This is a genomic window from Kitasatospora sp. NBC_01266 (assembly GCF_036242395.1).
GTDB lineage: Bacteria > Actinomycetota > Actinomycetes > Streptomycetales > Streptomycetaceae > Kitasatospora.
The window spans coordinates 1,568,923-1,585,788 of the sequence record NZ_CP108458.1 but is presented as its reverse complement, the minus strand read 5'-3'; the positions used below and the strand labels follow the sequence as shown (position 1 = coordinate 1,585,788).

General features: G+C 71.2%; 14 protein-coding genes. 4 read left to right on the top strand and 10 right to left on the bottom strand.

The window, feature by feature from the left end; translation table 11 throughout:
• Positions 1–64 precede the first annotated feature (64 nt).
• Positions 65–1,270, top strand: a complete 1,206-nt coding sequence (locus tag OG403_RS07030) for a UDP-N-acetylglucosamine--N-acetylmuramyl-(pentapeptide) pyrophosphoryl-undecaprenol N-acetylglucosamine transferase (RefSeq protein ID WP_329562331.1) — start codon at positions 65–67, stop codon at positions 1,268–1,270.
• Positions 1,271–1,279: 9 nt separating this feature from the next.
• Here the strand turns inward: OG403_RS07030 and OG403_RS07025 are convergent, their stop codons facing one another.
• The 4 genes from OG403_RS07025 to OG403_RS07010 all read right to left on the bottom strand — a co-directional run bounded on the left by OG403_RS07025 (position 1,280) and on the right by OG403_RS07010 (position 5,726).
• Positions 1,280–1,813 (bottom strand): hypothetical protein, encoded by a 534-nt coding sequence (locus OG403_RS07025; protein ID WP_329562329.1) that lies wholly within the window; start codon positions 1,811–1,813, stop codon positions 1,280–1,282.
• A 146-nt stretch (positions 1,814–1,959) separates the two neighbouring features.
• Positions 1,960–3,546, bottom strand: coding sequence for an AMP-binding protein (locus tag OG403_RS07020; protein WP_329562327.1), 1,587 nt, complete (start codon positions 3,544–3,546; stop codon positions 1,960–1,962).
• A gap of 33 nt (positions 3,547–3,579) precedes the next feature.
• Entirely contained in the window at positions 3,580–4,788 is a 1,209-nt protein-coding gene (locus OG403_RS07015; protein ID WP_329562325.1) for an acyl-CoA dehydrogenase family protein, read from the bottom strand.
• A gap of 95 nt (positions 4,789–4,883) precedes the next feature.
• Positions 4,884–5,726 carry a 2,3,4,5-tetrahydropyridine-2,6-dicarboxylate N-succinyltransferase gene (locus OG403_RS07010; protein ID WP_329562323.1) on the bottom strand — a complete coding sequence of 281 codons (843 nt, stop codon included), beginning with the start codon at positions 5,724–5,726 and terminating at the stop codon, positions 4,884–4,886.
• A gap of 558 nt (positions 5,727–6,284) precedes the next feature.
• On the opposite strand from OG403_RS07010, the gene OG403_RS07005 reads away from it, so the two are divergent.
• On the top strand, positions 6,285–7,418 hold the full coding sequence (locus OG403_RS07005) for a family 2 encapsulin nanocompartment cargo protein terpene cyclase (RefSeq protein WP_329562321.1): 1,134 nt from the start codon (positions 6,285–6,287) through the stop codon (positions 7,416–7,418).
• A gap of 228 nt (positions 7,419–7,646) precedes the next feature.
• Here OG403_RS07005 and OG403_RS07000 read toward each other — a convergent pair whose 3' ends face one another.
• Entirely contained in the window at positions 7,647–7,799 is a 153-nt protein-coding gene (locus OG403_RS07000) for a hypothetical protein (RefSeq protein WP_329562319.1), read from the bottom strand.
• Positions 7,800–8,038: 239 nt separating this feature from the next.
• Here OG403_RS07000 and OG403_RS06995 point away from each other — a divergent pair, with 239 nt between their 5' ends.
• Entirely contained in the window at positions 8,039–8,308 is a 270-nt protein-coding gene (locus OG403_RS06995) for a hypothetical protein (protein ID WP_329562317.1), read from the top strand.
• Positions 8,309–8,494: 186 nt separating this feature from the next.
• Here OG403_RS06995 and OG403_RS06990 read toward each other — a convergent pair whose 3' ends face one another.
• The gene (locus OG403_RS06990; protein WP_329562316.1) at positions 8,495–9,967 is read right to left on the bottom strand and encodes a purine-cytosine permease family protein; all 1,473 of its coding nucleotides are present in this window, start codon (positions 9,965–9,967) and stop codon (positions 8,495–8,497) included.
• A gap of 363 nt (positions 9,968–10,330) precedes the next feature.
• Positions 10,331–12,553, bottom strand: coding sequence for a catalase/peroxidase HPI (katG, locus tag OG403_RS06985; protein ID WP_329562314.1), 2,223 nt, complete (start codon positions 12,551–12,553; stop codon positions 10,331–10,333).
• A gap of 377 nt (positions 12,554–12,930) precedes the next feature.
• On the opposite strand from katG, the gene OG403_RS06980 reads away from it, so the two are divergent.
• Entirely contained in the window at positions 12,931–13,341 is a 411-nt protein-coding gene (locus tag OG403_RS06980) for a Fur family transcriptional regulator (RefSeq protein ID WP_329562313.1), read from the top strand.
• A gap of 372 nt (positions 13,342–13,713) precedes the next feature.
• Here OG403_RS06980 and OG403_RS06975 read toward each other — a convergent pair whose 3' ends face one another.
• From OG403_RS06975 to OG403_RS06965, 3 genes are all read right to left on the bottom strand, one after another.
• Positions 13,714–14,742 carry an ABC transporter substrate-binding protein gene (locus OG403_RS06975; RefSeq protein WP_329562311.1) on the bottom strand — a complete coding sequence of 343 codons (1,029 nt, stop codon included), beginning with the start codon at positions 14,740–14,742 and terminating at the stop codon, positions 13,714–13,716.
• Between the two features lie 70 nt (positions 14,743–14,812).
• Positions 14,813–15,622 carry an amino acid ABC transporter ATP-binding protein gene (locus OG403_RS06970; protein WP_329562309.1) on the bottom strand — a complete coding sequence of 270 codons (810 nt, stop codon included), beginning with the start codon at positions 15,620–15,622 and terminating at the stop codon, positions 14,813–14,815.
• A complete protein-coding gene (locus tag OG403_RS06965; protein WP_329562308.1) occupies positions 15,619–16,713 on the bottom strand; it encodes an amino acid ABC transporter permease in 1,095 nt (364 codons plus the stop codon). The genes OG403_RS06970 and OG403_RS06965 overlap by 4 nt, the downstream gene beginning before the upstream one ends.
• Between the last annotated feature and the right edge of the window lie 153 nt (positions 16,714–16,866).

Genomic DNA, 16,866 nt, shown 5'->3' with positions numbered 1-16,866 from the left:
TGCTGCCCAACGTGCCACGTCGGTGTGGCAGTTGGTTCAGCGTCCGCGAGAGTGGGAGTTCCTGGTGAACAGTGACGGTGTCGGCGGAGTCGGACAGCCGCCGTTCCGGTTGGTCGTCACCGGCGGCGGGACGGGCGGCCACACGTACCCGGCGCTCACCGCCGTACGCGCGTTGGAGCGGCGTCTGGCGGCTGCGGGCCGGCGGTTGGAGGTGCTGTGGGTCGGCACCTCCGACGGACTCGAGGCCCGGGTCGCGGCCGAGGAGAACATCCCGTTCCGGGCCGTGGCGACCGGGAAGATCCGGCGCAGCGGCAATCCGCTGAAGATGGCGTCCGCCGCGAACCTGAAGGACATGGGCCGGGTGCCGCTGGGCGTGGCGCAGGCACGGAGCATCGTCGCGGACTTCGCCCCGGAGGTGGTCCTGGCCACCGGGGGCTATGTGGCGGTGCCCGTCGGCCTCGCGGCGCGGATCTGCCGTCGGCCGCTGGTGGTGCACGAGCAGACCGTCCGGCTCGGGCTGGCGAACCGGGGCCTGGCGCGGGCGGCTTCGTGCTTCGCCGTGTCGTCCGCCTCGACGCTGGAGTTCCTGCCGGAGGCGGCCCGCGGGACGGCGGTGGTCACGGGCAACCCGGTGCGGCCGCAGCTGCTGGCCGGCCGGGCCGAGGGCGCGATCGAGGTGCTGGGCCTGGACGGCTTCGACCGGTCGCTGCCGACCGTGTACGTCACGGGCGGTGCGCAGGGCTCGCAGCAGATCAACGACCTGGTTGCGGGCTGCCTGCCGTGGCTGCTGGAGCGCGCCAACGTCATCCACCAGTGCGGCCCGGCGAACCTAGAAGGGCTGCGGCAGGGGGCCGTGTCGCTGCCGCCCGGGTTGGCCTGCCGCTACCTGGTGACGGGGTTCGTGAAGGCCGAACTGCCGGACGTCCTGGCGCTGGCCGACGTGGTGGTCTCGCGCTCCGGTGCCGGGACGATCGCCGAGCTGACGGCGCTCGGGAAGGCAGCGGTCCTCGTCCCGCTGGCGACGTCGGCGGGCGGCGAGCAGGAGCACAACGCGCGGCACCTGCACCAGTCCGGCGCCGCGGTGGCGCTGCTGGGGCGGGCGACCGCGCAGGTCCTGCGGGACGCGCTCGCGCCGCTGCTCGCGGACCGGACGGTGCGCGACCAGGTCGCGCAGCGGGCCCGGGAGCAGGGCCGACCGGATGCCGCGGAGCGGCTGGTGGACGTCCTGCTCTCCGCTGCGGGCGTGCGGCTGGTCGGCCGGGCGGCCTGAGCGGCGGGGTCAGGAGCGGCTCGGGAGGGCGGCGTCGCGGGTGACGCGGACCAGCTCGTGCCAGAAGGGTACGGCCGCGAGGTAGGCGCCCAGTGCGGACAGGATGCCGACGGAGACGTCGACGCTGACCCGGCCCTCCTTGGCCCAGTAGACGTCCTGGAGGTCGAGCAGCAGCGCGAACTCGTCGGCGATCAGCGCCGCGCCGCAGCCGTAGGACGCGGCCACGACGGGGTGGCCGACGGCGATCCGGTCACCGCGTACCGCGACCAGGCCGACCCCGGCCAGGGCCGCGATGCCGATGTTGTAGTGGTGCAGGTGCCGTCCGCCGGCGGAGATGTTGCCCCAGGGCAGCCAGCCGCCGCGGATGCCGTGGGTGATCACCCGTACGGTGCCGAACGTCGTGCCGAACGCGAGCCAGGTCACGATCAGCGACTTCCGCATGGGGGAGAGGTGCCGGTCCGCGGCCTGTTGCCAGCCGTCGACGAGCGTTGCGGGGGAGGTGTCGCGCTCTGCCGCCGCCTCGTCACTCACTTCGTCACTCATGAGCCTGCCCTCCTCGGTCACCCGACGACCTCCGCGACCCTGGCGCCGGTTATGTCCAGTTGATCACGATGGCGGGCCCACGGCACGGCGCCGCCGAGCTGCTGAGGTGCCGATGCGCCGATGCCGAGGGGGAGGACCAGGTCGGCTCAGCCGAGCTGCCGGGCCTGCTGGCGCAGCAGCTTCTTGTCCGGCTTGCCCGCGTCGGTCAGCGGCAGTGCGTCGCGGAACGTGAGGCAGGACGGCTCGTACAGCGCGCCGCGCCGCGCCCGTACCAGGGCGCGCAGTTCGCCGGCGTCGACCTGGCTGCCCGGCACCGGGACGACCACGGCGTGCACCCGCTCCACCTGGTTCGGGTCCGGGACGCCGAAGACCGCGCTCTGCCGGACCCCGGGGTGGGAGTTGAGCAGGTCCTCCAGCTCGGAGGTGTACACGTGGCCGCCGCCGGTGTTGATCAGGTCCTTCAGCCGGTCGACGATGGTCAGATAGCCGTCGCCGTCCAGGTACCCGATGTCGCCGGTGTGCAGCCAGCCGTCCCTGAGCACGGCGGCGGTCAGCTCGGGCTGCTGCCAGTAGCCCCGCATCAGGCTCTCGGAGCGCACGCAGACCTCGCCGCGCTCACCGGTGGGCAGGTCGCGGCCGGCCTCGTCGCGGATCGCCACCTGGTAGCCGGGCGCGATCCGGCCCACCGACCGCAGCCGGTCCGGGCGCCGCGGATCGTGGTCCGCGGTGTCCAGGACGCTGACGATGCCGGCCTCGTGCTGGCCGTAGAGCTGGACCAGCACCGGCCCGAAGCGGCGGATCGCGTCGGTGAGCCGGGCCGGGGAGGCCTGGCAGCCGCCGTAGGTGAGGCGGCGCAGGCTGGAGGTGTCGGTGCGGTCCGCCCGCGGGTGGTCCATCAGCTGGTAGAGCAGCGGCGGCATCAGGAACACGTCGGTGATGCGTTCCCGCTCGATCGTGGCGAGCACGGTGGCCGGATCGAAGTCGTCCAGCAGCAGCGCGCTGCCGCCGGCCCGCAGCATCTTGTCGGTCAGCTGGCCGGCGGCGTGGGCGATGGTGGTGCACACCAGCAGGCGCAGCTGCTCCGGCGGGGCGTCGGGCAGGTCGGGGCCGAACCTGCGGACCTGCCCGTAGCCGACGCAGATCCCCTTGGAGTGGCCGGTGGTCCCGCCGGAGTGCCGGATGGTGCGCACGTCCTGCGGCCGGGCCAGGCAGGGGAACGGGTCGGCCGACTGCTCCTCGGCCAGCGCCAGCAGGTCCGCGCCCAGTCCGGTGGAGCCCAGTCCGGCGGGGCCCGAGTCGATGGGGCCGAGCACCAGGACGGCCTCGACCGGGACCCGCTCCGTGATCCCGGCGGCCCGGTCCGCATGGCGGGGATCGACGATCAGCACGCGCGTCTCGACGTCCCGGACCATGGTGGCCTGGGTGTCGACCGGCAGCTTGTTGTAGAGCTGGTTGACGCGGCAGCCGAGCAGGTTGGCCGCGTAGCGCGCGGCAATGGCCTCCGGCAGGTTGCCGCTCAGCAGCGTGACGGTCTGGCCGCGCCCGATGCCCCGGTTGTGCATCGCGCGGGCCAACCGGTGGGTGAGGCCGAGCAGTTCACCGGCGGTGACGCGGCGGTCGTGGTGGACCAGGGCGGTACGGTCGGGGTGGGTGCCCAGGACGTCGAGGATCTGGGCCACTTCGGTTCGGAAGGGCGGTGGTGGGGGCGTGGTCGTGGTCGTGGTGGCGGGCATCTGCGCTTCGTCGCCTCTGTCAGTGGTCAGTGGTCAGTGGTGGGTGAGGAGTTGGGCGTCCGGGGTCGGCCGGTCCTGGTGCTGCTCGGTCAGCAGGGAGTGGGCCAGCACGCTGTAGAGCGTGTCGTTGGGGCCGTCGGCGATCCGCAGTCCGCGGATGTCCCGCAGTCGCTTCTCCATCGGGGTGTGCCGGGTGTACCCCTCGCTGCCGTGCAGTTGGAGGGCGAGGTCCACGGCCCGGTAGGCGGCGTCGGTGGCCAGCGCCTTGGCGGCCGAGCAGGCGGCGACGTCGAGGTCGCCCTGGTCGATCCGCTCCAGCAGCGAGAAGCACCAGGCGGTTGCGGCCTCGACCTCGGCCGCGCAGGTGCCCAGGCGGGCGGCCACCGAGGGGATGGCGGCCAGTGGCAGCCGGCCCACGCTGCGCCGGCGGGTGCGAGCCGCCGACTCCTGGATCGCCGCGGTGGCGGCGCCGAGGCAGACCAGGGACATCATCAACCGCCAGGCGGAGAAGTGCGCGTCGAAGATCCGGCGGCCGTCGCCGGGCTCGCCGAGCAGCAGGTCCTTGTCCAGCCGGGTGTCGACGAAGTGCAGGTGCCCGAAGCTCCAACCCCGCATCCCCAGCGGGTCGGTGGTCTCGGTCAGCACGCCCTTGGTGTCCATCGGCACCCACACCGCGGACAGCGGTACCTCACGCAGGTCGACCGCGCCGACCTGCTGCCGGTCGACGAGCTTGCAGAACACGACGAACCCGTACGCCTCTTCGACCCTGCTGAGCAGCCCCTTGGAGCCCGACAGCACGAAGTGGTCACCGTGGTCGACCAGGACGGTCCGAAATCCCCGCAGGTCCGAGCCGGAGTGCGGCTCGCTCGCCGCGACGCCCGCCAACTTCCCGCCCACCACCACCTGTTCGCGCGTCTGCCGGACCAGCGCCGGCGACCCGTAGCGCAGCGGCATCGCGCCGTGGCCGGTGCTGAAGATCTCCCGCGCGTCGCAATCCCGTTGCCCCGCGAGGAACATGGCCAGCCCCTGGGCAACTCGGCCCGGCCCGTCGGTCGTTGCGACGTCGATGCCGGTGAGCCCGGCGGCGGCGGCCTGTGCGCGCAGCCCGAGCCAGTCGGGCCGGGGGTCGCTCTCGCACACCGGTGCGGGCAGTTGGGCGTCCAGGAAGTCCAGGAGCCGGGACTGGAGTTCCCTGAGCTCGGGGTGACGGTTCAGAACCGGGTTGGTACCGGTGGCAGACATGGTGAGGGTTCCTCGAACGGGTCGATGGGAGGCGGGTTGCTGGGAGGCGGAGGGAGTGGCGAGGTGAGCGGCGGGGTCGGCGGCGGGGCCCGGCGTCACAGGACGGGGGGCTGCGCCCGCACCGCGTCGTTGAGCTTGGCCTTGTCGTGCCGCTCGCCCTTCTTCAGGTGCTTGATCACCAGCAGGCAGGGCAGGCCGAAGGTGCCGCCGGCGAACTCGCGCGGACGGCTGCCGGGAACGGCGACCGTCCACGGCGGGACCTCGCCCCGGCTCAGTTCCTCGCCGGTGGCGGCGTCGATCACCGGAATGGTGTCGGTCAGCAGGGCACCGGCCCCCAGCAGCGCGCCCTCGCCGACCCGGGCACCGCTGTAGACCATGGCCCGGGCGCCGATGAAGGCGTCGTCCTCGATCACCACCGGCCGGGCCATCGGCGGCTCGATCATGCCGCCGAGGCCGACCCCGCCCGACAGGTGGACGTTGCGGCCGATCTGGGCGCACGAACCGATGCCGACCCACGAGTCCACCAGGGTGCCCTCGCCGACGTAGGAGCCGATGCCGATGTGACTCGGCATCACCACGGCGCCCGGCTCCTGGTAGCTGCCCCGCCGGATCACGGCACCCGGCGACACCTGGACGCCGGAGGAGCTGATCCCGGACTTCAGCGGGATCTTGTCGGCGCACTCGAACGGGCCGAACTGCGAGTTCGCGGGCTTGGCCTGCTTGTAGAGCAGCAGGATCGCGTTCTTCAGCCACTCGTGCACCACGACCTCGCCGGCCACGAGTTCGGCCACCCGCGCGTGGCCGGTGTCCAGCAGGTCGATCGCCGCGTCGACGGCGGCCACCGCCTCGGCGGACTGGAGCGAGACGTCGTCCCGCCGCTCCCAGAGGTCCTCGATCTCGCTCTGCAAGATCGCCACATCGGCACCGCGCTTGGGCATCGTTCTCCACATTCCCTGGTTCGGATCGGGTTCGGATCGGCAGGCCCTTCCGGTGAACACCGGGGCCTGGCGCCGGACGGCTGGCACGGACGTGCCCTCCATGCCGTCCCGGCTGCGGCGCGCGACGTCCGTCACTCCCTCAGGACGTCAGCACGCGATGGGCACGGCGGGTTATCTCTCGGTAACTGCCGGCCAGGACACAGCCTTGCATACCTGCGATTCGTAGATCAAACCGGCCATTTGGCATCAAATGAAAGGTTGAAAAGTAAAGTTTTGCGTCTTCCAAAGGTGCGCTTATTGGTGGCCTCCGGGTCGGCGCCGCCGTCCGGAGGTGAGGAGCGGCGCATGGCGTCTTCGTGGGGCGCGTGCGGTGGCGTTCGAGACCGGATGCGCGAACTTCTCGGCGCTGTCGGGTTTTTGTGTCGCGGGCCCAGGAAGGCTCCTAGCCGTCGGCCGGCGAAGCGGGTCTGTGCGCTGCGGCGCGGAATGGAGTGAGGATGAAGGCGTGCTCGGTGCACCTTGAGGTGTCGCGAAAGGCTGCTGGGGGCGGGGTCGGCCATGCTCGATGACAGGTCGGTCAGTCGGTTGCAGGGGCTGCTGTCCGGGCCGAACGGGCTGGGTACCGGCTTGGCCCGGCCGCGCCCCGCGGGTCCGCGCGCCGACCCGGCGCAATCGCCGAGCCAGGCGAGCCAGGCGGACCAGCCGGACCAGGCGGAGCCGTCGCGGGGGATCGAGGGTCTGTACTGCCCGCCGGCCGTACGCGACGACCGGGTGCTGGCGGACGAGGTCAACGCCCGGATCGTCGACTGGGCGGAGCGGGAGGTGAACCTGTACCCCGACGCCGACCTGCGCGCGGCCCTGCTCGGCTTCGACGCCGGCCGGTCGGTGGTCCTCTGCCACCCGGACGCGCCCGGTATCGACCACCTGATGGCCGCCGCCCGGCTGCTGATCGCCGAGAACGCCGTTGACGACTACCTCTGCGAGGCCGAGTACGGCGGTACCGCGGACCGGCGTGGCGCCGCCCTGGTCGTCGCCCAGTCCGCGATCGACCCCGCGCACAACACGCCCCGCTACGAGGCGGACTGGCGGGCCGCGCTGGCCGCCCATCCCGCCCTGCGCGCGATGTGGTCGGCGATGGGCTACTTCCACCAGCTGGCCACCCCGGCACAGGCGCACCGCTACCGGCACGACATCGCCAACCTCTACCTCGGCTACAACGCCGAGGGCGACTGCATCGCCCAGGAACGCACGCCGGCGGTCTGGGAGTACCTGGTGCAGCGGCAGTTCAACAACTTCCGTCCGTGCCTGACGATCACGGACAGCGTCGGCGGCTACGAGCTTCCCGCGCACCTGTTCGCGGACCCGGGTGTCCAGCGAGCCGTCGCGCTCTCCTCCAACGCGGCGACCATCTGCAACGACCTCTACTCGCTGCGCAAGGAGCAGGCGAGCGAGCGCTTCCACTACAGCCTGCCCACGGTGATCGCGGCCGAGGAGGGGTGCTCCATCCACGAGGCCTTCGACAAGGCGATCGAGGTCCACAACGAGCTCATGCACCAGTTCGAGGAGCAGGCGGCGGCTCTCGCGGTCGATCCCGTCGTCGGTCGGTTCATGACCGGTTTGGCGAACTGGGTCAGCGGCAACCACGAATGGCACGTGGGCAACGTCGGTACCCGGTACGCCACTTCGCCGTGATGCCGGTGGCCCCGCCGGTGGCCTCTGTGGCGGGCTGAACGGCCCCGTCTCCGGTGAGCGGGCCCAACTGCTCTCGCAGAGCACCGTCTACAGCGCCGACGGGCAGCGCGAGACCGACTCCTACGGCCCGCTGCACCGGGTGACCCTGGCGGCCGACGCCGTGGCGGGCAGCACCCCGGTGGCCAAGGCCGGCACCCAGGTGGTCTCCCGCACCCACGTCGCCAGGAGCTATGACGAGGGCCGGCCGACCGACGGCTCCGCCAAGGTGAAGGACCAGGTCACCAGCACCGTCTCGGACGGCTGGTTGCGCTCCTGGCCGGAGCTGTTCGTCGAGACCCGCACCGACCGGAGCGTCTTCGACTGGACGCTCGGCGTGGCCACCCAGCAGATCAAGGACGCCGGCGGCCTCGCGCTGACCACCAAGGTCGGCTACGACGCCGACGGGGACGTCATCTCCCAGGGCCTGCCCGGCGGTTACACCATCACCGACCTTACGCCTACAACTTCCGCATCCACAGCCACCGGATCCGCGGCATGTCGCGCTGGAAGGTCGTGCACTACCACCGCCGCGGCGGTGGCAATATCGGCAATCACCGCCCGTGGCAGGGAAAGTGGTAGCCGTGACCGTGACCGCTCCGCGCTATCCGATCCTGCTCTTCGACGAGGACCAGTGGCTCATCGCCTGCGAGTCCGTCCAGGAGCTCCAGCTCGCCGTCGAACCCGACTTCCTCGACGACATCGCGACCGCCTTCGACGCCTTGGCCCGCCCGGTCTGGCTCACCGCGCCGGGCGACCGGATCGTCCCGGAGCTGGCCGCCCCCGCCGAGGACGCCCGACCCGCCCGACCCGCCCGCCTCCAGGAGGAGACCGAGAAGTACTTCTACAGCTGAACCTACGTCGAGGCCCCGCCCCGAACGGATGACCTGCCCCGGTACCTGGCCGAGGTGATCAGCACCGCCCGCACCGCGAAGACCCGCCGCCGTGGCCGGGACAGCTGACCGCGGACGGCAGCGGGCCGCGCGACCCTGCCCAGGGTCGCGCGGCCCGCTGCCGTCCGCGCCGTTGCGGTCTTCGCGTCAGACGGTGACCCGCTCGGCCTGCTCGGCCTGCTCGGTCTCGGCGGTGGCGGCGGAGGTGTTCTCCTTGGGCGTCGGGAGCACGGCCATGATCGCACCGGAGATCACGATGGTCGCCGCCCAGGCGAGCCCGTACTTGCCGATCGGCGTGCTGGAGAACGGGCCGGCGAACCAGTCGCACTTGGTGAAGGCGAGCCCGATCAGCAGCGCGAGCACCCAGGAGACCATCGCCTGCCAGCAGAAGCCGCCCTTGTACCAGTACCGGCTGGTTCGGCTGGTGTCCATCAGCGCGGCGGCGTCGTAGCGCACCGCACGCGAGCGGCGCCGGAACATGTCCACCGCGTAGACGCCGATCCAGGCCGAGAAGGAGACGGCGAGCAGGATCAGGAAGGTGATGAAGGAACCCAGGAAGCTCTTCGCGACCAGCATCAGCATCAGGCCGCCGACCAGCGAGATCACGGCGTTGATGCTGACGGCCATGGCGCGCGGCAGCTTGACGCCCATGGTCTGGGCGGTGAAACCGGCCGAGTACATCGAGAGGCTGTTGATCAGCAGCATGCCCACGATCGCGGTCAGCAGGTACGGCACGGCCAGCCAGGTCGGCAGCAGGTCACCGAGGAAGGAGACCGGGTCCGAGGCCTGTGCCAGGCCGGGCGAGGCCACCGCCATCACGGCGCCCATCAGCACCATCGGCACCATCACCAGACCGGCACCCGAGACCGTCACACCGACGATCTTCTTGCCGGAGGCGGCGTGCGGCAGGTAGCGGGCGAAGTCCGGGCCGGTGGGGACCCAGCTGATGCCACCGGCGGCGATGGTCCCGATGCCGGCGATCATCATCGCGGTGGTGCCCGCGGGCTTGGAGAAGACCTCGCTCCAGTGGATGTGCGCGATCAGGTAGCCCAGCACCAGGACGCTGAAGATGCCGAAGAGGTACGTCGACCAGGTGTTGCAGACGTTCAGCGCCTTGCGGCCCAGGCCGGAGACCAGGAACGTACAGGCGACGAAGACGAACAGCGTGACGACGATCAGCGCGGTGTTGCTCTTGACGCCGAAGAGCAGGTCGAGCACGGTCAGCACGGCGTAGGCGCCGGTGACCGCGTTGATCGTCTCCCAGCCGAACCGGGCGACCCAGAGGATCGCGCCGGGGAAGAGGTTGCCGCGCACCCCGAAGGTGGCCCGCGAGAGCGTGGCACCCGGGGCGCCGCCCCACTTCCCGGAGACCGACACCACGCCGACCATGCCGAAGGAGACGGCCGCGGCGCACGCCGCGACGATCAGGACCTGCCAGAAGTTCAACGAGTTGAACACCACCAGGGCCGCACCCATGGTGAGAAGCAGGACGCTGATGTTCGCCGCGACCCAGGTCGGGAAGAGCTCGCGGACTCTGCCGCGTCGCTCGTGGTCCGGGACGGGCTCGATACCGCGGGTCTCTATCGCGCCGTCGGTGTCGGCGGTGGACAGGTTGTCCATGAGGGTGGCTCCGTGCGTGTGAAGCGGGGAGATAAACCGGACATGTGGAACATTTGTGGAACTCTTCCCGCGTAGCACGCGAGTTAAGTCATCCTACTTTGTTCCAGATGTGACCCGATTGACGCCATTACCCCCGGGGGCTACCGGAAGATGCGGATCGGGGCGCATGTCGGCCGGGCGGCAAGGGCCTGGCTTGGCCAATCTGTCCTGGTGTGACCGTGGTCACAGTTGGCTCATGGTCCGTCCTGCCCGCCTGGACGTGCCCCGCGGCAGTGCCCCACTGAAAACGGCGTCCAGGCCGACCCGTGCGGGCCGGCCTGGACGCCGTGTTCAGTGTTCGGTCAGCTGTTCAGCGATCGGTGCTCAGGCGACGTCGAACCGGTCGAGGTCCATCACCTTGGCCCACGCCGCGACGAAGTCCGTCACGAACTTCTGCTTCGCGTCGTCGCTCCCGTAGACCTCGGCGAGCGCGCGCAGCTCGGAGTTCGAGCCGAAGACCAGGTCGGCACGGCTGCCGGTCCACTTGACCTGGCCGGTCGCGGCGTCGCGGCCCTCGAAGGTGTTGGCGTCCCCGGAGGTCGCCTGCCAGGTGGTGCCCAGGTCGAGCAGGTTGACGAAGAAGTCGTTGGTCAGCGACCCGGGGGTGGCGGTGAAGACGCCGAGCGAGGACTGCTGGTGGTTGGCGCCCAGCACGCGCAGACCGCCGACCAGGACCGTCAGCTCGGGGGCGCTCAGGGTCAGCAGGTTCGCCCGGTCGATCAGCAGGTACTCGGCCGGCAGTCGGCTGCCCTTGCCGAGGTAGTTGCGGAACCCGTCGGCGGTCGGCTCCAGCGCGGCGAACGACTCCACGTCCGTCTGCTCCTGCGACGCGTCCACCCGGCCCGGCGTGAACGGCACCTCGACGTCGAAGCCGGCCGCCTTGGCGGCCTGCTCGACGGCCGCGCCGCCGGCCAGCACGATCAGGTCGGCGAGCGAGACCTGCTTGCCGCCGGCGTTGAAGGCCTGCTGGATGCCCTCCAGGGTGCGCAGCACGGTGGCCAGCTGGTCGGGCTCGTTGGCCTCCCATCCGCTCTGCGGCTGCAGGCGGATGCGCGCACCGTTGGCGCCGCCGCGCTTGTCGCTGCCGCGGAAGGACGAGGCCGACGCCCACGCGGTGGAGACCAGCTGGGAGACCGACAGGCCCGAGGCGAGGATCTGCGCCTTGAGGGCGGCGACGTCCGCGGCGTCGACGGGCTGCTGGGTGACCGCCGGCAGCGGGTCCTGCCACAGCAGGCTCTCGCTCGGGACCTCCGGGCCGAGGTAGCGCACGACCGGGCCCATGTCGCGGTGGGTCAGCTTGAACCACGCCCGGGCGAAGGCGTCCGCGAGCTCGGCCGGGTTCTCCAGGAAGCGGCGCGAGATCTGCTCGTAGGCCGGGTCGGTGCGCAGCGCGAGGTCGGTCGTCAGCATCGTCGGGGCGTGCGTCTTCGACGGGTCGTGGGCGTCGGGGACGGTGCCCGCTCCGCCGCCGTTCTTCGGCTTCCACTGGTGCGCGCCGGCGGGGCTCTTGGTGAGCTCCCACTCGTAGCCGAAGAGGATCTCGAAGAAGGTGTTGTCCCAGGTCACCGGGGTGGTCGTCCAGGCGCCCTCAAGACCGCTGGTGATCGTGTCGGCGCCCTTGCCGGTGCCGAACGAGTTCTTCCAGCCGAGGCCCTGCTGCTCCAGCGGGGCCGCCTCGGGGTCGGGGCCGACGCTGTCCGCCGGGCCCGCGCCGTGGGTCTTGCCGAAGGTGTGGCCGCCCGCGATCAGGGCGACGGTCTCCTCGTCGTTCATCGCCATCCGGCGGAACGTCTCGCGGATGTCGCGGGCCGCGGCGAGCGGGTCCGGGTTGCCGTTGGGGCCCTCCGGGTTGACGTAGATCAGGCCCATCTGGACCGCGCCGAGCGGGTCCTCCAGCTGCCGGTCGCCGGTGTAGCGCTCATCGCCGAGCCAGGTGGTCTCGGGGCCCCAGTAGACGTCCTCGTCGGGCTCCCAGACGTCGGCCCGGCCGCCGCCGAAGCCGAAGGTCTCGAAGCCCATCTCCTCCAGGGCGACGTTGCCCGCCAGGATCATCAGGTCGGCCCAGGAGAGCGACTGGCCGTACTTCTGCTTGACCGGCCACAGCAGGCGGCGGGCCTTGTCGAGGCTCGCGTTGTCCGGCCAGCTGTTGAGCGGGGCGAAGCGCTGCTGGCCGGCCCCGGCGCCGCCGCGGCCGTCGCTGATCCGGTAGGTGCCCGCGCTGTGCCAGGCCATCCGGATGATGAACGGGCCGTAGTTGCCGTAGTCGGCGGGCCACCAGTCCTGCGAGGTGGTCAGCACCCCGGCGATGTCCCGCTTCACGGTCGGCAGGTCGAGGGAGTTGAACGCCTCGGCGTAGTCGAAGTCCGCACCGAGCGGGTTGGCCACGGCGGGGTTCTTGGCGAGGATCTTCAGGTTGAGCCGCTCCGGCCACCACTGGCGGTTCCCGCCCCCCTGGGTGGGGTGCGCGGCACGCCCGTGGGCCACCGGACAGCCGCCCGTGCCCTCCGACTTCGCGTCTACGACGATTGCCTCATGGTTCTCAGACATGGTGAATCCTTCCTGACCAGGCGGACTACGGTGCTCAAGAACTGCAGGTGGTGAAATGGTCCGGGTGGGTCCGGGTACCGGTGGATGACCTCGGCCTCGTCGCTCGGAGAACCGCGGGCGCCGGCAGCGGCGCGGTGCGAGACCGACGGCCGTCGGCTGCGGGGACCGTCGCCGCGCGGCTACGCCGCGGCGGTTCGTCACGTCCTGGTCTCCTGCCCGTACCGGAGCCTTCCCGTCCCTTGGCTTACAACCCAATCCGATCCTACGATGGACAGAGTCCAAGTCAAGAAGCATGCCAATCCCATATCCGATCGGAGCCCGGACGCCCACTGGTAAACTCCGGGGTTTCCCGCCGAAGCCGAGTTAGGTGAACCGATATGAGTGACCTGCTGGAACGACTGCGCGGGCGTGGCTGGCGGCTGACCTCGCAGCGACGGGTCGTGGCAGAGGTCCTCGACGGCGACCACGTGCACCTGACCGCCGACGAGGTGCACGCCCGCGCGGCACAGCGGCTGCCCGAGATCTCCCGGGCGACCGTCTACAACACCCTGGGCGAGCTGGTCTCGCTCGGCGAGGTCAGCGAGGTGGCCACCGACGGCCGCGCCAAGCGCTACGACCCCAACGCGCACACGCCGCACCAGCACCTGGTCTGCTCCAGCTGCGGCGCCATCCGCGACGTCCACCCGGTGGGCAACCCGCTGGCCGACCTGCCGGCCGAGGAGCGGTTCGGCTTCACGGTCTCCGAAGTCGAGGTCACCTACCGCGGGTTGTGCCCGGCCTGCGCCTGAGGGACCCGGCAGCGCGGCGACAGGTGGGACAGGTACGCCCGGGACACCCGGGGGACCACCCCGGTCCGACCGTCGGGCTCCGCCACCAGCGCGAGCCGCGAGTTGATGCCCCACCACGCTCCCCGAGGACTTGCCGCCGCTCGTCGGCGCGGACTGCCTGCACCTTAGCGGCCCGCGCGGGAGTTGGGGGGCTTCACCGCGCATTGACGCGCGGTGTGGCATGTCGGACGTCACCCGCTCGGTGCGGGCCGCCGGCGACTTCGGCGACTGGCACACCGTTCGCCCGGCTGCCCCGCTCGCGTTCGGCGGGGCAGCCGGGCGTCACACATCACGCGGCGTCAGAAATGACGCGGCGTCAGGAGTCGCGCCGCGTCACGAGTTGCTCAGGGGCAGGCCGGGCGGGTTGACCTGCGAGCTGCTGACGGCTTCGTTGGACAGGTTCCAGGCGGCCAGCCACTGCGCGTACTGTCCGTTCTCGATCAGGTAGTTGATGGCGTCCGCGATGGGTTTGGCCAGGCCGCTGTCCTTCTTCACGGTCGCGCCGATCAGCCCCTGGAGCGTGGCGCCCGCTCCGGAGAACTTGCCCGCGTTGCGGGTCGGGTTGGTGGTCGCCGCGTCCTGGGTGATGTGGTAGGCAATGCCGGGGTTGGGGCCGAAGTAGGCGTCGATCTTCCCGCCGGCCAGCGCCAGGTAGACGGCGTTGTTGTCCGGGAAGTACTTGACGGTCAGGTCCTTGCCCTCGGCCTTGAGCTTGGCCTGCCACTCCAGCAGGATCTTCTCCTGGTTGGTGCCGGAGCCCACCGCGACCGTCTTGCCCGCCAGACTCTCGTAGTCGCCGTCGAAGTTCCAGTTGCTGCTCTTCAGGACCTCGAAGGCCAGGTTGTCCTGGCGGTAGGAGGCGAAGTCGTACTTCTTCTTGCGGTCTTCGGTGTCGGTGATGTTGGAGAAGCCGACATCGGTCCGGCCGCTGTCGATGCCCACGAACAGGTTCTCCCAGGTGGCGTTGGAGACCACCGGCTTGAGGCCGAGGACCGCCGCCACCAGGCGGCCGAGGTCGGGCTCGGCGCCGGTGAGGGTCTGCTGGTCGCTGCCGACGTACGCCAGCGGTGGGAACCCGGCGGGCAGCGCGCCGACCCCGATGGCCAGCTTTCCGCTGCTGATCAGCGGTTTCGGCAGCTCGGCCCGGATGGCGGCCACCTCGGACACCTTGAGATCGGCCTGCTTCGCGGCCCCGTTGGACAGGGCGCCCACCGTGACCACACCGGCTGCGGCCTGGTCGGTGGACGCGGTGGTCGAGCCGGCGTCGCTCCCGCAGGCGGCGAGGCTGACGCTGAGGGTGGTGACCGCGGTGCCGGCGGCGAGGCCGCGCAGGAGTCTGCTGCGGAGGCTGGAGCTGGGCATGGTTGTCCTTGATCGTTCGGGGTGGCTGCCGGGCGGGCAGATGGGCAGGTGGGGAGGGGCGGTCCGCGGGTCAGAGCACCCTGCTCAGGAACTCCCTGGTCCGCGGCTGCCGCGGGTTGTCCAATACCTCGGCGGGCGGGCCCTGTTCGAGGATCCGGCCGCCGTCGAGGAAGACGATGTGGTCGGCGACCTCGCGGGCGAAGCCGATCTCGTGGGTGACGATGATCAGGGTGGCGCCGCTGGTGGCCAGGTCCTTGATGACGGCCAGCACCTCGCCGACCAGCTCCGGGTCCAGCGCGGAGGTGGGTTCGTCGAAGAGGATCACCCCCGGTCGCAGCGCCAGCGCCCGCGCGATCGCCACCCGCTGCTGCTGCCCGCCGGACAGCTGGCGCGGATAGGCGCCGGTCCGGTCGGCCAGCCCCACCCGGCCCAGCAGGGTGCGTGCCAGCTCCTGGGCCTGGGGCTTGCGCAGCGCTCCGGTGGCCACCGGAGCGGCGGCCACGTTGTCCAGCACGGTCAGGTGCGGGAAGAGGTTGAAGTTCTGGAAGACGAAGCCGATCCGGCCGCGTTGGGTGAGGATCGCCCGCTCGCTCAGCTCCTTCAGCCGTTCGCCGTGCCGACGTACGCCGATCAGCTCGCCGTTGACGCTGACGTGGCCGATGTCGGGCTTCTCCAGGTGGTTGATCACGCGCAGCAGGGTCGACTTGCCCGAGCCGGACGGCCCCAGGATCGCGGTGACCTGACCGGCCGGGACCGTCAGGTCCACGCCGTCGAGCACCCGGTGGGTGCCGTACCACTTGTGCACGTCATGGACCGCGACGGCGGCCGGGGCGGCTGCGTCGACCGGGATCCTCGGGGTCCTCGGGGTCAGGGTGCTCATACCGCCGTCTCCTGTCGCAGGCGCGCCCGCACGGTTCGCAGGCCGACACGCAGCCGCTGCAACGGGGTTGGTGGAAGAGCGCGCAGCGCTCCGCGTGCGTAGTGGCGCTCCACGTAGAACTGGGCGACCGAGACCACGCTGGTGAGGATCACGTACCAGACGGTGGCGACCAGCAGCGGCGGCACGATGTCGCCGGGGTAGGTGCTGCCCAGGCTCTGCACGGAGCCGAACAGGTCGAGCAGCGAGACGTAGAAGACCAGCGAGGTGCTCTTCACCAGGCCGATCAGCTGGTTGACGTAGGAGGGGATGATGGCCCGCAGGGCCTGGGGGAAGACGATCCGGGCGAACTGGTAGCGCCTGGGCAGTCCGAGTGCGGCTGCCGCCTCGTGCTGGCCCTGGTCGACGGAGAGCAGGCCGGCCCGCACCACTTCCGCGGCGTACGCGGCCTCGTTCAGGCTCAGCCCGACAACCGCCACCACGAGGTCGGTGGCCAGCTTCGACTCGTCGAAGTGCGCGAAGGCGGGTCCGAACGGCACTCCGATGCTCAAACTGTGGTACAGCGCACTGAAGTTGTAGAGGAACAGCAGCACCACGATCAGCGGCACCGAGCGGAACAGCCAGATGTAGACCCAACTGGCCGACCGCAGGACCGGGTTGCTGGACTGCCGGGCCAGGGCGAGCAGGATGCCGCCCAGCAGTCCGAGGACGGCGCTGTAGGCCGTCACCTGCAGCGTGACGAACAGGCCGTGGGTGATCACCGGGCGGGCGAACCAGTACTGGAACCGGTCCCACTGGTAGAACCGGTTGGTGACCAGCCCGTGCCCGAGCTGGGCGAGCAGCACCAGGATCGCCGCGGTGCCGATCCACCGGCCGGGATGCCGCAGCGGGATGACCCGCCCCCGGCCTGCGGCCGGGGGCACCCCCACGGCGGACCGCGGGCGCGGCGGCGCCGTGTCGGTGGGCTCGATGGGCTCGGCGGGCTCGGCGGGCTCGGCGGGTTGGGCGGGCGTGCTGGTCGGCGGCGGGGGAGGGACCGCCTCGGATGGCGGTGCCGCGCCCAACGGCACGGCAGGGACAAGGGATTCACTCATCGAGGACTCCAGCGAGTTCCCGCACTCCACCCGCCGCGTGGTCGCGGCCCGGCGGAGCGAGGACACCCGGGCGTGGCACAGCACATCGCACCGGGTGGGACGGACGGGAGGGGAGCGCCGCGCGGGGCGGGCGTCAGGAAGTCGTCAGCGCGG

Bases quoted from the DNA above. Each gene is read 5' to 3' on its own strand.
- OG403_RS07025 (WP_329562329.1), bottom strand. From the start codon at position 1,813: ATGAGTGACGAAGTGAGTGACGAGGCGGCGGCAGAGCGCGACACCTCC.
- OG403_RS07020 (WP_329562327.1), bottom strand. From the start codon at position 3,546: ATGCCCGCCACCACGACCACGACCACGCCCCCACCACCGCCCTTCCGA.
- OG403_RS07015 (WP_329562325.1), bottom strand. From the start codon at position 4,788: ATGTCTGCCACCGGTACCAACCCGGTTCTGAACCGTCACCCCGAGCTC.
- OG403_RS07010 (WP_329562323.1), bottom strand. From the start codon at position 5,726: ATGCCCAAGCGCGGTGCCGATGTGGCGATCTTGCAGAGCGAGATCGAG.
- OG403_RS07005 (WP_329562321.1), top strand. From the start codon at position 6,285: ATGCTCGATGACAGGTCGGTCAGTCGGTTGCAGGGGCTGCTGTCCGGG.
- OG403_RS06990 (WP_329562316.1), bottom strand. From the start codon at position 9,967: ATGGACAACCTGTCCACCGCCGACACCGACGGCGCGATAGAGACCCGC.
- katG (WP_329562314.1), bottom strand. From the start codon at position 12,553: ATGTCTGAGAACCATGAGGCAATCGTCGTAGACGCGAAGTCGGAGGGC.
- OG403_RS06980 (WP_329562313.1), top strand. From the start codon at position 12,931: ATGAGTGACCTGCTGGAACGACTGCGCGGGCGTGGCTGGCGGCTGACC.
- OG403_RS06975 (WP_329562311.1), bottom strand. From the start codon at position 14,742: ATGCCCAGCTCCAGCCTCCGCAGCAGACTCCTGCGCGGCCTCGCCGCC.
- OG403_RS06970 (WP_329562309.1), bottom strand. From the start codon at position 15,622: ATGAGCACCCTGACCCCGAGGACCCCGAGGATCCCGGTCGACGCAGCC.
- OG403_RS06965 (WP_329562308.1), bottom strand. From the start codon at position 16,713: ATGAGTGAATCCCTTGTCCCTGCCGTGCCGTTGGGCGCGGCACCGCCA.